9 protein-coding genes are annotated in these 14,870 nt (G+C 69.1%); 6 read left to right on the top strand and 3 right to left on the bottom strand.

What is annotated here, in order from left to right; all coding sequences use genetic code 11:
* Positions 1-284 precede the first annotated feature (284 nt).
* Positions 285-983: a ribosome hibernation-promoting factor, HPF/YfiA family gene (gene hpf, locus ACZ6TU_RS35790; RefSeq protein ID WP_467667785.1), complete on the top strand. Its 699-nt coding sequence runs from the start codon at positions 285-287 to the stop codon at positions 981-983.
* A 206-nt stretch (positions 984-1,189) separates the two neighbouring features.
* A complete protein-coding gene (locus ACZ6TU_RS35785) occupies positions 1,190-1,936 on the top strand; it encodes a response regulator (RefSeq protein WP_467667787.1) in 747 nt (248 codons plus the stop codon).
* 3 nt (positions 1,937-1,939) lie between these two features.
* Here ACZ6TU_RS35785 and ACZ6TU_RS35780 read toward each other — a convergent pair whose 3' ends face one another.
* Together ACZ6TU_RS35780 and ACZ6TU_RS35775 are read right to left on the bottom strand one after the other, a co-directional pair.
* A complete protein-coding gene (locus ACZ6TU_RS35780) occupies positions 1,940-3,139 on the bottom strand; it encodes a winged helix-turn-helix domain-containing protein (RefSeq protein ID WP_467667789.1) in 1,200 nt (399 codons plus the stop codon).
* 86 nt (positions 3,140-3,225) lie between these two features.
* Positions 3,226-3,795 carry a GNAT family N-acetyltransferase gene (locus ACZ6TU_RS35775; protein ID WP_467667791.1) on the bottom strand — a complete coding sequence of 190 codons (570 nt, stop codon included), beginning with the start codon at positions 3,793-3,795 and terminating at the stop codon, positions 3,226-3,228.
* Between the two features lie 279 nt (positions 3,796-4,074).
* On the opposite strand from ACZ6TU_RS35775, the gene secA reads away from it, so the two are divergent.
* Positions 4,075-6,924, top strand: a complete 2,850-nt coding sequence (gene secA / locus ACZ6TU_RS35770) for a preprotein translocase subunit SecA (RefSeq protein ID WP_467667793.1) — start codon at positions 4,075-4,077, stop codon at positions 6,922-6,924.
* 100 nt (positions 6,925-7,024) lie between these two features.
* Here the strand turns inward: secA and ACZ6TU_RS35765 are convergent, their stop codons facing one another.
* Positions 7,025-7,750 (bottom strand): Rv3235 family protein, encoded by a 726-nt coding sequence (locus tag ACZ6TU_RS35765; RefSeq protein WP_469552994.1) that lies wholly within the window; start codon positions 7,748-7,750, stop codon positions 7,025-7,027.
* A 308-nt stretch (positions 7,751-8,058) separates the two neighbouring features.
* On the opposite strand from ACZ6TU_RS35765, the gene ACZ6TU_RS35760 reads away from it, so the two are divergent.
* From ACZ6TU_RS35760 to ACZ6TU_RS35750, 3 genes are all read left to right on the top strand, one after another.
* Positions 8,059-8,574 carry a DUF6912 family protein gene (locus ACZ6TU_RS35760; protein WP_467667797.1) on the top strand — a complete coding sequence of 172 codons (516 nt, stop codon included), beginning with the start codon at positions 8,059-8,061 and terminating at the stop codon, positions 8,572-8,574.
* 87 nt (positions 8,575-8,661) lie between these two features.
* The gene (locus tag ACZ6TU_RS35755; RefSeq protein ID WP_467667799.1) at positions 8,662-9,327 is read left to right on the top strand and encodes an HAD family hydrolase; all 666 of its coding nucleotides are present in this window, start codon (positions 8,662-8,664) and stop codon (positions 9,325-9,327) included.
* Between the two features lie 483 nt (positions 9,328-9,810).
* A complete protein-coding gene (locus ACZ6TU_RS35750; protein WP_467667801.1) occupies positions 9,811-14,769 on the top strand; it encodes an NAD-glutamate dehydrogenase in 4,959 nt (1,652 codons plus the stop codon).
* The last annotated feature ends 101 nt before the right edge of the window (positions 14,770-14,870 follow it).

Genomic DNA, 14,870 nt, shown 5'->3' with positions numbered 1-14,870 from the left:
GAGAGGGCTTATTCACCTGAACGGAGGTACGCCGCAGTAGAGGGTGACGACATCCGTCCGGGCGAGATATGTTCGGTTGAGAGGGAAAGCCGCAGGCCACACCTCTCAAATCCGAATGCCGTGCCGCGGGTTTTCCTTCCACACTCGCGACGGTGGAGTGGAGATCTCGCCCACGGGGGAGGAGGTGGAAGTCACCGAGTCCGAGGTTCCGGGGCACACCGGAACCTGGTGCAAAAGGGAGATGCTCCGCACCGAAGCGGAGCGATCCGGGAACGGAGTTCTGCGTGGACATCGTCGTCAAGGGCCGCAAGACCGAGGTGCCCGAGCGGTTCCGGAAGCACGTGGCCGAGAAGCTGAAGCTGGAGAAGATCCAGAAGCTCGATGGCAAGGTGATCAGCCTCGACGTCGAGGTGTCCAAGGAGCCCAACCCCAGGCAGGCCGACCGCTGTGACCGAGTGGAGATCACGCTCCGCTCCCGCGGTCCGGTGATCCGGGCGGAGGCAGCGGCGAGCGATCCGTATGCGGCGCTCGACCTGGCGGCGGAAAAGCTGGAAGCCCGGCTGCGCAGGCAGCACGACAAGCGGTTCTCGCGCCGCGGCGCGCGCCGGATCTCAGCCGCAGAAGTCGCCGATCACGTCCCGGGCGTGGCGACGCTCAACGGAAACGGCCTGGTGCCGACTCCGCAGGAGGAGCCGGAAGAGACGGTCCCCACGAAGAAGATCGGCTCACTCGAAGTGCAGGGTGACGGCCCCATCGTCGTCCGCGAGAAGACCCACGTCGCAGCCCCCATGACCCTCGACCAGGCTCTCTACGAGATGGAACTGGTCGGGCACGACTTCTACCTGTTCGTCGACTCCGAGACGAAGGAACCGAGTGTCGTCTACCGACGGCACGCCTACGACTACGGCGTGATCCACCTCAGGACGGACACGATGGTCACACAGGCGCACTCGCCCGACGCGGGCGGTGCGCTCGGCGGCTGACCGTGCCGGGTGACAGCGGAGCAGGTGCCCCTGGAGCGCGTGTGCGCCCCCAGGGGCACCCCCGTGCGACCACTTGGCGCCCCGCTCCGTCACCCCGGTGTCGTCCGGGCATGAAATCATGGTTGGCCACGGCCCAACCGGTGGGGCGTTGCTCTGGGTTGGCGATGGCTCAGGACCACAGGCCACAGCCTTCAGGGGGAGGAACGATGGCGGACAGCTTCGGACCGATGCGTGACGAGGGTGCCGACGACGGCGTCGTTGGCATGGGCCCGGACACGGAGACTCCACGCAAGGAACCGATCAGAGTCCTTGTGGTGGACGACCACGCCTTGTTCCGCCGGGGCCTGGAGATCGTGCTGGCCGCCGAGGAGGACATCCAGGTGGTCGGGGAGGCGGGCGACGGCGCCGAGGCCGTCGAGAAGGCCGCCGACCTGCTGCCCGACATCGTCCTGATGGATGTGCGGATGCCCAAGCGGGGCGGGATCGAGGCCTGCACCTCCATCAAGGAGGTCGCCCCCAGCGCCAAGATCATCATGCTGACGATCAGCGACGAGGAAGCCGATCTCTACGACGCCATCAAGGCGGGCGCGACCGGCTATCTCCTCAAGGAGATCTCCACGGACGAGGTGGCCACCGCCATTCGCGCGGTGGCGGACGGGCAGTCGCAGATCAGCCCGTCCATGGCGTCGAAGCTGCTCACCGAGTTCAAGTCGATGATCCAGCGCACGGACGAGCGCCGGCTGGTGCCCGCGCCGCGGCTGACGGACCGCGAACTGGAAGTCCTCAAACTCGTCGCGACGGGGATGAACAACCGCGATATCGCCAAGGAGTTGTTCATCTCCGAGAACACCGTGAAGAACCATGTCCGCAACATCCTGGAGAAGCTTCAGCTGCACTCCAGGATGGAAGCGGTGGTGTACGCGATGCGGGAGAAGATCCTCGAGATCCGGTAGGGCTCAGACGAGGATGCGGGCGAGTTCCTTGACGAGGGGCTCGCGCAGGTCCGGCGCGTCGACCAGTTCCACGCGTACGTCCGTGCAGTCCACCCAGGTCGCCGCCTCGGCCAGGGCCTGGGCGACGGCCGGGACCGCCTTCGGGCCGTCGAGCGCGACCTGCTTGGCCACCAGCGTGCGGCCCTCGCGGGCCGGGTCCACGCGGCCGACGAGCCGGCCGCCGGCCAGGACCGGCATCGCGAAGTAGCCGTACACCCGCTTCTGCTTGGGGACGTAGGCCTCCAGGCGGTGGGTGAAGCCGAAGATCCGCTCCGTGCGCGCCCGCTCCCAGATCAGGGAGTCGAAGGGCGAGAGCAGCGTGGTGCGGTGGCGGCCGCGCGGGGGTGTCTCCAGGGCCGCGGGGTCGGCCCAGGCCGGCTTGCCCCAGCCCTCGACCGTGACCGGGACGAGGCCTGAGTCGGCGATCACCGCGTCGACCTGCTCGCCCTTGAGGCGGTGGTAGTCGGCGATGTCCGCGCGGGTGCCGACGCCGAGGGACTGGCCCGCCAGGCGGACCAGGCGGCGCAGGCACTCGGTGTCGTCCAGTTCGTCGTGCAGCAGGTCCTCCGGGATCGCGCGCTCGGCGAGGTCGTACACGCGCTTCCAGCCGCGACGCTCCACGCAGACCACCTCGCCGTACATCAGGGCGCGTTCGACGGCGACCTTCGAGCCGGACCAGTCCCACCAGTCATTCGTCTTCTTCGCGCCGCCCAACTCCGTGGCCGTGAGGGGGCCTTCGTCGCGGAGCTGCTTGATGACCTCGTCGTAGGCGCCGTCCGGGAGCTCGTGGTTCCAGTGCGGGCGGTTGCGGTAGGCGCGGCGGCGAAAGGCGAAGTGGGGCCATTCCTCGATGGGGAGGATGCAGGCCGCGTGGGACCAGTACTCGAAGGCGTGGGGTCGTGTCGAAGTCGCGCTGGAGATCGCAGGCTTCCAGTAGGCGTTCTCCACTGTCTTTCGGCCCACCGCGCCCAGGCGGGCGTACGGGACGAGTTCGTGGGAGCGGGCCAGGACCGAGATGGTGTCGAGCTGTATCGCGCCCAGATGGCGGAGGATGCCGCGGACACCGGAGCGGCGGGGTGGGGCGCCGAGGAAGCCCTGGGCGCGGAGCGCCAGTCGGCGGGCCTCGTCTGCGGAGAGCTCTGTTGCGGGGCGCGGGGTGGTCATGGTTTTGCACGATAGGGGGTGGGACTGACAGCGGGGTGTGAGCTGCGGAGTCGGGGGTGGGGAGGCGGGTGTTGGGGCTGGGGCAGTTACGCAGGCGCCGGCACATACGGGGCCGTCGACGGGAGGCCCAAGTCCGATGGGAGCAAGGAGCCGACCCAGGTGTCGCGGCGTACGCCCTTGTTGTTGGTCGCGGCGCGCAACGTGCCTTCGATCGTGAAGCCGGCTCGTTCCGCTACCGCGCGGGAGGCGCGGTTGCCCACCTCGGCGCGCCATTCGATGCGGTCGATCGCGGCGTGCACGAAGGCCCAGCGGCAGGCGGTGAGGGCGGCCTCCGTGATGTAGCCGTTGGAGCGGTGCTGCTTGACGGCCCAGAAGCCGATCTCGCCCATGCCCAGGGCGCGCATGGTGATGCCGAGCATGCCGGCGAGCTCTCCGGAGTGGAGGAAGACGCCGAAGGTGTACATGGAGCCGTCCGCCCAGCCGGCGGGCACCAGCTGTTCCGTGAAGGCCTCGGCGTTCTCGCGGAGGTACGGCGAGGGGATCGTGGTCCAGCGCTGGATGTCGGAGTCCTGGCAGGCGTCGTACACCGCGTCGGTGTCCTGGGGGCCGACCGTGCGCAGCAGGAGGCGGTCCGTGGTGAGTGTGACGGGGTCCATCGGCCGATGGTGGTCGGGGGCCCTCGAAAGCGCCATCTGTTTGCTGTGGGTGAGGATGCGATCACGCTTCGCGTAATCCGGGCGGGGGATGCGGCACTATCCGAGGGGCCCGGGCGTTGTCCCTTATGAAGCACAGTGAAAGCGAAATGAAGCAGCGGACGGTCGCCGTCACGGCAGGCCCTCCCGGCGCGGCGGGGTCCTCGCATACGATGGCCGTTGCTCAGTAAGTCAAGTGGTAACCGACCGTCCCAGGCCCGACCGGCAAGGAGACCAACCCCCGTGTCCGTCCTCTCCAAGATCATGCGTGCAGGCGAAGGCAAGATCCTGCGCAAGCTGCACCGCATCGCGGACCAGGTCAACTCCATCGAAGAGGACTTCGTCGACCTCTCCGACGCCGAGCTGCGGGCCCTCACCGATGAGTACAAGCAGCGCTACGCGGACGGCGAGACGCTCGACGACCTGCTGCCCGAGGCGTTCGCCACCGTCCGCGAGGCCGCCAAGCGCGTCCTGGGGCAGCGGCACTACGACGTGCAGATGATGGGCGGCGCCGCCCTGCACACGGGCTACGTCGCCGAGATGAAGACCGGTGAGGGCAAGACCCTCGTCGGCACGCTGCCGGCGTATCTGAACGCGCTGTCCGGCGAGGGTGTCCACATCATCACGGTGAACGACTACCTGGCCGAGCGTGACTCCGAGATGATGGGCCGCGTCCACCGCTTCCTGGGCCTGAGCGTCGGCTGCATTCTCGCCAACATGACGCCGGCTCAGCGCCGCGAGCAGTACGCCTGCGACATCACGTACGGCACGAACAACGAGTTCGGCTTCGACTACCTGCGCGACAACATGGCGTGGTCCCAGGACGAGCTTGTCCAGCGCGGCCACAACTTCGCCATCGTCGACGAGGTCGACTCCATCCTCATCGACGAGGCCCGTACGCCGCTGATCATCTCCGGCCCGGCCGACCAGGCCACCAAGTGGTACGGCGACTTCGCGAAGCTGGTCAAGCGGCTCAAGCGCGGCGAGGCCGGCCAGCCGCTCAAGGGCATCGAGGAGACCGGCGACTACGACGTCGACGAGAAGAAGCGCACGGTCGCCATCCACGAGTCCGGCGTCAGCAAGGTCGAGGACTGGCTGGGCATCGACAACCTCTACGAGTCGGTGAACACCCCGCTGGTGGGCTACCTGAACAACGCCATCAAGGCCAAGGAGCTCTTCAAGAAGGACAAGGACTACGTCATCATCGACGACGAGGTCATGATCGTCGACGAGCACACCGGACGTATCCTCGCGGGCCGCCGTTACAACGAGGGCATGCACCAGGCGATCGAGGCGAAGGAAGGGGTGCCGATCAAGGACGAGAACCAGACGCTCGCCACGATCACGCTCCAGAACTTCTTCCGCCTCTACAAGCGTCACGACCACAAGGGCAAGGAAATGCCCGGCCTGTGCGGCATGACCGGTACGGCGATGACCGAAGCCGCCGAGTTCCACCAGATCTACAAGCTCGGCGTGGTGCCGATCCCGACCAACCGGCCGATGGTCCGCAAGGACCAGTCGGACCTGATCTACCGGACCGAGGTCGCCAAGTTCGAGGCGGTCGTCGACGACATCGAGGAGAAGCACCGCAAGGGCCAGCCGATCCTCGTCGGCACCACTTCGGTCGAGAAGTCCGAGTACCTCTCGCAGCAGCTCAGCAAGCGCGGCATCCAGCACGAGGTGCTGAACGCCAAGCAGCACGACCGTGAGGCGACGATCGTCGCCCAGGCCGGCCGCAAGGGTGCCGTCACGGTGGCCACGAACATGGCCGGCCGTGGTACGGACATCAAGCTCGGCGGCAACCCCGAGGATCTCGCCGAGGCGGAGCTGCGTCAGCGCGGCCTCGACCCCGAGGAGCACATCGAGGAGTGGGCGCACGCCCTGCCCGAGGCGCTCAAGCGGGCCGAGAAGGCCGTCCAGGCCGAGAAGGACGAGGTCGAGAAGCTCGGCGGCCTCTACGTGCTGGGCACCGAGCGGCACGAGTCGCGGCGGATCGACAACCAGCTGCGCGGTCGTTCCGGCCGTCAGGGCGACCCCGGTGAGTCCCGCTTCTACCTCTCCCTCGGCGACGACCTGATGCGGCTGTTCAAGGCCCAGATGGTCGAGCGCGTGATGTCGATGGCGAACGTCCCGGACGACGTGCCGATCGAGAACAAGATGGTCACGCGCGCGATCGCCTCCGCCCAGTCGCAGGTCGAGCAGCAGAACTTCGAGACGCGTAAGAACGTCCTGAAGTACGACGAGGTCCTCAACCGCCAGCGTGAGGTCATCTACGGCGAGCGGCGCCGCGTCCTGGAGGGCGAGGACCTGCACGAGCAGGTGCAGCACTTCATGGACGACACCATCGACGCCTACGTCCAGGCCGAGACGGCCGAGGGCTTCCCCGAGGACTGGGACCTCGACCGGCTGTGGGGCGCCTTCAAGCAGCTCTACCCGTGCAAGGTCACGATCGAGGAGCTGGAGGAGGCCGCCGGCGACCGGGCCGGGCTGACCGCCGAGTTCATCGGTGACTCCATCAAGGACGACATCCGCGAGCAGTACGCGTCGCGCGAGGCGCAGCTCGGCTCCGAGATCATGCGTGAGCTGGAGCGCCGGGTCGTGCTGTCGGTCCTGGACCGCAAGTGGCGCGAGCACCTCTACGAGATGGACTACCTCCAGGAGGGCATCGGCCTGCGCGCGATGGCGCAGAAGGACCCGCTGGTCGAGTACCAGCGCGAGGGCTTCGACATGTTCACCGCGATGATGGAGGGCATCAAGGAGGAGTCCGTCGGCTACCTGTTCAACCTGGAGGTCCAGGTCGAGCAGCAGGTCGAGGAGGTCCCGGTCGAGGACGCCAAGCCGGTGGCCGACCTGGAGAAGCACGACACGGTGCCGGCGCAGGCCGGTGCCCGCCCGGAGATCCGTGCCAAGGGGCTCGACGCCCCGCAGCGGCGCAACCTCCACTTCTCCGCGCCGACGGTCGACGGTGAGGGCGGCACCATCGAGGGTGACTTCGCCACCGACGACGACGAGCCGGTGCGTTCCGAGGCCGACGGCCTCACGCGCGCGGAGCGCCGCAAGCAGGCGCGGAGCCGGGGGCGTCGTAAGAAGTGACGGTCGCTGAGGCACCGTAGTGGCTTGAAGGGCCGGACACCTGAGGGTGTCCGGCCCTTCGGTTTGGTGGATCGGTGGCTTCGCGGCCTCGGGAGACGGCTCAGTCGGCCTCTGCGCGGGGTGGGCGGGGGCCGCCGAGCTCTACCGCCGTGCAGCGCCAGCGGAGGTCCTGGCCGAGTTCCAGGCGGAAGGCCATGGCGCGCAGGCGGTCGCCGGCGCCGATGCGGGCGAAGGCCTCGATGGCGCCGGGGCGGGGTTCGAAGTAGCCGATGTCCCGGACGACGGGGCGGGCGCCCCGGGTGCGCAGGGGGCCGCGTTCGGCGAGCCAGGCCAGTTCGTCGTAGGCCCGGCCCCGGGTGTGGCGGAGCATCGAGTGGACGGGGCGGTGGCCGCTGAGGACGGCGAGGAGGAGGTCGGCGAAGAGGTCGGTGGGGAGGGGGTGGGGGACCGGAGCCGGAGGGCGGGGGTGCTGGGCCGGGACGCGTGGTGCGGTGTCCCGGGAGGCCGGGGCAGGGGTTCGCGGCGTCCTGCGGGGTGCCGTGGGGGTGGCCGGGGGCGTCGGTGGGCGGGTGTCCGTGGGGCGGGTACGGGGCCTCGCGGTGTGGGCGGGGCCCGGAGGGCGGCCGTCGGCTGCCGGCGTGCGGGCGGGGCCTCCGCCGGGGGTGCGCGGTGGGGCGGTGCCGCCGGGGGCGCGGGGAGTGGGGCTCCCCGGGGTCGTGCTGCCGGGTGTGCGTGGGGTGGCGCTGCCGCCGGGGCGGCGTGGGTCGCGGCGGGCTGGTGGGCGGGTGGCCGGGCGCTGTTGTGCCCTGGTCATGACCTTGTGCATGGGGGTCCCCGTTTCGTGGGCCCGGTTGATACCGGGGAGTAACTTCGGGTTGGTGATCTTGTACGGGGCCGACGGGGGCAAGGGCAAGGGAGCGGGCGTCGGGTGGCGGGCGCCGGAATGTTCACCTATCCGGGTGGTGTGGAGAGCGTGGAACCAGTCAGGGCGGGGATGCGCCGGGTGAATGCCGGGCCTGAAGTTGCCGTTTCCGGGGGCACAGGGCGGAACTCGAAAGGGGACGCGCCGCACGTATCCTGAAGGCTCTCCGGAGCCCACCGACCATGAAACGACCACGAAAGAAGCGGCCAGCCATGCGTGTCTACGTGCCCCTGACCCTCCCCGGCCTCGCCGAGGCGTACGAGACGGGTGAGCTGGGAGCCGGGCCGTTCGTCGCGTACGCCGTGACACCCGGGCTGCGCGAGTGGTACCTCTCCGACGACATCGAGGAACTGGAGTACGCGGCGCTGAGCCGGGCCGCGCTGGCCTCGCTGCGGCTGCTGGCGGCCGAGCCGGAGGCGCCGCGGCGGCGGGTCGTGGTGGCCCTGGACGTGCCCGACCGGGTCGCGAGCGCGGATCCCGACCGGGGGCTCGACCCGGCAGCGCTGGGGGAGGTGCGGGTCGCCGGCGCCGTCGCGCTGGCCAAGGCGGCGTCCGTGCATGTCGACGCCGCGGACGCGGAGGCGGATGTGACGGCGGCGGCCGAGGCGCTGCCGGCGGCGGACGGTGGGGACGACGACGCGCAGTTCGTCGTGGACGGGGCGGAGGACCACGAGCTGCTGTGGTTCGCCACGCAGGAGATTCCGAACCTGGTGGGGCGCGGGAACTGAGCCCCGGGGCGGGTGCTCTTGGCGTTCAGGGGGCGCGTTGAGTCGCCGTTCTCTTGATTGTCAGTGGGGGCGGGTACGTTTTAGGGCATGGGGAAGCAGACGGGCGCGCACATTGTCTGGGACTGGAACGGGACGCTGTTCCATGACATCGAAGCGATCATCGGGGCGACGAATGCGGCGTTCGCCGAGCTGGGGCTGGAGCCGCTGACGCTGGAGAAGTACCGGGAGCTGTACTGCGTGCCGGTGCCGAAGTTCTATGAGCGGCTGATCGGGCGGCTGCCGACCGAGGCCGAGTGGGAGGTCATGGACGACATCTTCCATCGGTACTACGCGGAGCACCGGGTGGCGTGTGGGCTGACGATGGGGGCTGTGGAGCTGTTGGCGGGGTGGCGGTCGGCCGGGCGCAGTCAGTCGATTCTGAGCATGTATGTGCATGAGGAGCTTGTGCCGTTGGTGCGGGGGTTCGGGATCGAGCCGCACTTCATACGGGTGGATGGGCGGACCGGGCCGTCGGGGGGTAGTAAGGCCGAGCACATGGTGCGGCATCTGGAGTCGCTGAGGGGAGTGGTTCCTGAGCGGACCGTTGTGATCGGAGATGCGGCGGATGATGCGGTGGCTGCGCAGTATGTGGGTGCGCGGGCTGTGCTGTATACCGGCGGGTCGCACAGTCGGGCGAGTCTGGAGGCAGCGGGGGTGCCTGTGGTGGACACGCTGGAGGAAGCGGTCGCTGAAGCGGAGCGGCTGGCGGCGTAGCGGGGTGCCGCCGAGCCCACCTCAGCGGCACGATTGCCCGCAGCTACGTGCGCTGACTGTGCAAAACGTCAAACTTCCAGGCCTGGTTTTGTACACATACGGCTCATGACGGGGCCCCTGTAAGGAGCGATAGCCTTAGTGGCGTGATCAGCGCGATAGTTCGCGGGGACGTCGTCGTCCCTGCCTTGCGCCCGGAGAGCACGGACCACATCCGTGACCGGGCGGCGGTCGCTGGTCTTCGCGGGCGGGACGGGGCTTCGAGGCCTCCCGGGACGCCGAGCATCACCCGGACCGAGGCGTCGCAGAGAGCAGCCTCACACTCGTGGGGCAGCTCAAGATTGGCTCAGACACCCCCGCTCATCTCACCTTGCGGCATAGCGTCGGCACAGACCGGATACCCCGTGTCACGGCGTGACGTCGTAAGCGCAGAGGCCGTACTTCCTTCTACGTCACGCAACGGCGCGCGACAGGAGCCAGAGGACAATGCAGACCAAGCTGGACGAAGCCAAGGCCGAGTTGCTCGAGAGGGCCGCCCGGGTTGCTGAGAACAGCCCGGTCGGGGGGCACCTACCGACCGGGTCGACGGGCGAGGAGACCCCAGACGCCCAGGAGGCCCCGGACCGCGAGTCCCTGCTCTCGTTCCTCCAGCGGTACTACCTGCACACGGCCCCGGAGGACCTCACCGACCGCGACCCGGTCGATGCCTTCGGAGCCGCCGTCTCGCACTACCGGCTGGCCGAAAACCGCCCCCAGGGCACGGCCAACGTGCGGGTGCACACGCCCACGGTCGAGGAGAACGGGTGGACGTGCAGCCACTCCGTCGTCGAGGTCGTCACCGACGACATGCCCTTCCTCGTCGACTCCGTCACCAATGAGCTGACGCGGCAGGGGCGCGGGATCCACGTCGTCATCCACCCGCAGTTCATCGTGCGGCGCGATGTCACCGGCAAGCTCATCGAGGTGCTGCCCTCTCCCGCGACCGGCTTGGGCGATCTTCCGCATGACGCGCACGTCGAGTCCTGGATTCACGTCGAGATCGACCGTGAGACCGACCGGGCCGATCTGAAGCAGATCACCGCCGACCTGCTGCGGGTGCTGTCCGACGCGCGTGAGGCCGTCGAGGACTGGGGCAAGATGCGGGAAGCGGCGACCCGGCTGGCGGAGGGGCTGCCGGACGAGCCCATCCCCGGTGACCTGCCCGGACCTCAGGTCGAGGAGGCCCGCGAGCTGCTGCGCTGGCTGGCCGACGACCACTTCACCTTCCTCGGCTACCGCGAGTACCAGCTGCGCGGCGACGACTCGCTGGCCGCCGTGCCCGGCACCGGACTCGGCATCCTGCGCGCCGACCCGCACCACTCCGACCAGGAGAGCCACCCGGTCAGCCCGTCCTTCGAGCGGCTGCCCGCCGACGCCCGGGCCAAGGCCCGCGAGCACAAGCTGCTCGTCCTGACCAAGGCGAACAGCCGGGCGACTGTGCACCGGCCGTCGTACCTCGACTACATCGGCGTGAAGAAGTTCGATGCCGAGGGCAATGTCGTCGGCGAGCGTCGGTTCCTCGGGCTGTTCTCCTCCGCCGCCTACACCGAGTCCGTGCGGCGGGTCCCGGTCATCCGGCGCAAGGTCGAGGAGGTCCTGGAACAGGCCGGGTTCTCGCCCAACAGCCACGACGGGCGCGACCTGCTCCAGATCCTGGAGACGTACCCGCGCGACGAGCTGTTCCAGACCCCGGTCGACGAGCTGCGGTCCATCGTCACCTCCGTCCTCTACCTCCAGGAGCGCAGGCGGCTCCGGCTCTACCTGCGCCAGGACGAGTACGGGCGCTACTACTCCGCCCTCGTCTACCTCCCGCGCGACCGCTACACCACGGCCGTCCGTCTGCGGATCATCGAGATCCTGAAGGAGGAGCTCGGCGGCATCAGCGTCGACTTCACGGCCTGGAACACCGAGTCGATCCTCTCCCGGCTGCACTTCGTGGTCCGGGTCCCGCAGGGCACCGAGCTGCCCGAGCTGTCCGACTTGGACAAGGAGCGCATCGAGGCCCGGCTGGTGGAGGCCGCCCGCTCCTGGGAGGACGCCTTCGCCGAAGCCCTCAACGCCGAGCTCGGCGAGGAGCACGCGGCGGAACTGATGCGCCGGTACGCGCACGCCTTCCCCGAGGGCTACAAGGCCGACCACAACCCGCGCGCCGCGGTCGCCGACCTGGTCCACCTCGAACAGCTGAACGCCGAGGAGGGCAAGGACTTCGCGCTCAGCCTCTACGAGCCGGTGGGAGCCGCCCCCGAGGAGCGCCGCTTCAAGATCTACCGCACGGGCGACGCCATCTCCCTGTCGGCGGTGCTGCCGGTCCTCAACCGGCTCGGCGTCGAGGTCGTCGACGAGCGGCCGTACGAGCTGCGCTGCACGGACCGCAGCGTGGCCTGGATCTACGACTTCGGCCTGCGCATGCCGCGCTCCAAGAGCGGCGGGGACTACCTCGGCGACGACGCCCGCGAACGGTTCCAGGACGCCTTCGCCGCCACCTGGACCGGCAAGGCGGAGAACGACGGCTTCAACGCCCTGGTGCTGAGCGCCGGGCTTACCTGGCGCCAGGCGATGGTGCTGCGGGCGTACGCGAAGTACCTGCGGCAGGCCGCGTCGACGTTCAGCCAGGACTACATGGAGGACACCCTCCGCAACAACGTCCACACCACCCGCCTGCTCGTCTCCCTGTTCGAGGCGCGGATGTCGCCGGACCGGCAGCGCGCGGGGCACGAGATCGTGGACGCGCTGCTGGAGGAGGTCGACGCCGCTCTCGACCAGGTGGCCTCGCTCGACGAGGACCGGATCCTCCGGTCGTTCCTCACCGTCATCAAGGCGACGCTGCGGACCAACTTCTTCCAGGAGGCGGCGGGCGGCAAGCCGCACGAGTACGTCTCCATGAAGTTCGACCCGCAGGCCATCCCCGAGCTGCCGGCGCCGCGCCCGGCGTTCGAGATCTGGGTGTACTCGCCGCGCGTCGAGGGCGTGCACCTGCGCTTCGGCAAGGTCGCGCGCGGCGGCCTGCGCTGGTCCGACCGCCGTGAGGACTTCCGTACCGAGATCCTCGGCCTGGTCAAGGCGCAGATGGTGAAGAACACCGTCATCGTGCCGGTCGGCGCCAAGGGCGGCTTCGTCGCCAAGCAGCTGCCTGACCCGAGCGTCGACCGCGACGCGTGGATGGCCGAGGGCGTGGCCAGTTACAAGACGTTCATCTCGGCGCTGCTCGACATCACCGACAACATGGTGGCCGGCGAGGTCGTGCCCCCGGCGGACGTCGTCCGGCACGACGAGGACGACACCTACCTCGTCGTCGCCGCCGACAAGGGAACCGCGACCTTCTCCGACATCGCCAACGGGGTCGCCGAGAAGTACAACTTCTGGCTGGGCGACGCCTTCGCCTCCGGCGGCTCGGCCGGCTACGACCACAAGGGCATGGGCATCACCGCCCGCGGCGCCTGGGAGTCCGTCAAGCGTCACTTCCGGGAGCTGGGCGTGGACACCCAGACCGAGGACTTCACGGTCGTCGGCATCGGCGACATGTCCGGCGACGTGTTCGGCAACGGCATGCTGCTCTCCGAGCACATCCGCCTGGTGGCCGCCTTCGACCACCGGCACATCTTCATCGACCCCAACCCGGACGCCGCCACCTCCTACGCCGAGCGCCGCCGCCTGTTCGAGCTGCCCCGCTCCAGCTGGGAGGACTACAACAAGGAGCTGCTGTCGGCCGGCGGCGGCATCTTCCCGCGTACGGCCAAGGCGATCCCGGTCAACGCGCACATCCGCGAGGCCCTCGGCATCGAGGCCAAGGTCACCAAGCTGACCCCGGCCGACCTGATGAAGGCGATCCTGCAGGCGCCGGTGGACCTGCTGTGGAACGGCGGCATCGGTACGTACGTCAAGTCCTCGGCCGAGTCGAACGCGGACGTCGGCGACAAGGCCAACGACGCCATCCGCGTCGACGGCAAGGACCTGCGCGTCAAGGTCGTCGGCGAGGGCGGCAACCTGGGCCTGACCCAGCTCGGCCGGATCGAGTTCGCGCGGCACGGCGGCCGGATCAACACCGACGCCATCGACAACAGCGCGGGCGTGGACACCTCCGACCACGAGGTGAACATCAAGATCCTGCTCAACGGCCTGGTCTCGGACGGCGACATGACCGTCAAGCAGCGCAACAAGCTGCTCGCCGAGATGACCGACGAGGTCGGCCACCTGGTGCTGCGCAACAACTACGCGCAGAACACTGCGATCGCCAACGCCCTCGCCCAGTCCAAGGACATGCTCCACGCCCAGCAGCGCTTCATGAAGCACCTGGTCAGGGAGGGTCACCTCGACCGGGCGCTGGAGTTCCTGCCCACCGACCGGCAGATCCGGGAGCGGCTCGCCCAGGGGCAGGGCCTGACCAGCCCGGAGACGGCCGTGCTGCTGGCGTACACGAAGATCACGGTCGCCGAGGAGCTGCTGCACACCTCGCTGCCCGACGACCCGTACCTGCGGGGCTTGCTGCACTGCTACTTCCCGACCGAGCTGCGCGAGCAGTTCGCCGAGCGTATCGACGGCCACCCGCTGCGCCGCGAGATCACCACGACCGTCCTGGTCAACGACACGGTCAACACCGGCGGTACGACGTACCTGCACCGCCTGCGTGAGGAGACCGGCGCCTCCCTGGAGGAGATCGTCCGGGCGCAGACCGCGGCCCGTGTGATCTTCCGCTCCGCCGAGGTGTGGGACGGGGTCGAGGCGCTCGACAACAAGGCCGAGGCCGACGTCCAGACCCGTATTCGCCTGCACTCGCGCCGCCTCGTGGAGCGTGGCACGCGCTGGCTGCTCAACAACCGGCCGCAGCCGCTTCAGCTCGCCGAGACCGTCGACTTCTTCGCCGACCGCGTCGAGCAGGTCTGGACGCAGCTGCCGAAGCTGCTGCGCGGCGCGGACCTGGAGTGGTACCAGAAGATCTACGACGAGCTGACGGACGCCGGCGTCCCGGACGAACTCGCAACCCGCGTGGCCGGCTTCTCCTCCGCCTTCCCGACACTCGACATCGTCTCGATCGCCGACCGCATGGGCAGGGAGCCGCTGGATGTCGCGGAGGTCTACTACGACCTCGCCGACCGGCTGCGGATCACCCAGCTCATGGACCGGATCATCGAGCTGCCGCGCGCCGACCGCTGGCAGTCCATGGCCCGCGCGGCGATCCGCGAGGACCTGTACGCGGCGCACGCGGCGCTGACCGCCGACGTCCTGGCGGTGGGCAACGGCACCTCGACGCCCGAGCAGCGCTACAAGGCGTGGGAGCAGAAGAACGCGGCGATCCTCGGCCGGGCCCGCACCACACTGGAGGAGATCCAGGGATCCGAGGCGTTCGACCTCGCGAACCTGTCGGTGGCGATGCGGACGATGAGGACGCTGCTGCGGACGCACTCGTAGGAGTACGGCGGCATGGGCGCCCCGGGGCCGGTACCGGCCCCGGGGCGCCTCTTCTTGGTGTGCCCTAGGACGTTTCGAGCGGAGGACTTACTGTTTCCGGC

The sequence above is a fragment of the Streptomyces sp. NPDC052064 genome (genome assembly GCF_055585925.1).
Note: the sequence above shows the minus strand (reverse complement) of the source record. Positions and strands in the feature narration are given on the sequence as shown.

Coding starts and splice junctions, on each gene's coding strand:
- ACZ6TU_RS35760 (WP_467667797.1), top strand. CDS start 8,059: ATGCGTGTCTACGTGCCCCTGACCCTCCCCGGCCTCGCCGAGGCGTAC.
- ACZ6TU_RS35780 (WP_467667789.1), bottom strand. CDS start 3,139: ATGACCACCCCGCGCCCCGCAACAGAGCTCTCCGCAGACGAGGCCCGC.
- ACZ6TU_RS35750 (WP_467667801.1), top strand. CDS start 9,811: ATGCAGACCAAGCTGGACGAAGCCAAGGCCGAGTTGCTCGAGAGGGCC.
- ACZ6TU_RS35785 (WP_467667787.1), top strand. CDS start 1,190: ATGGCGGACAGCTTCGGACCGATGCGTGACGAGGGTGCCGACGACGGC.
- ACZ6TU_RS35765 (WP_469552994.1), bottom strand. CDS start 7,750: ATGCACAAGGTCATGACCAGGGCACAACAGCGCCCGGCCACCCGCCCA.
- ACZ6TU_RS35755 (WP_467667799.1), top strand. CDS start 8,662: ATGGGGAAGCAGACGGGCGCGCACATTGTCTGGGACTGGAACGGGACG.
- ACZ6TU_RS35775 (WP_467667791.1), bottom strand. CDS start 3,795: ATGGACCCCGTCACACTCACCACGGACCGCCTCCTGCTGCGCACGGTC.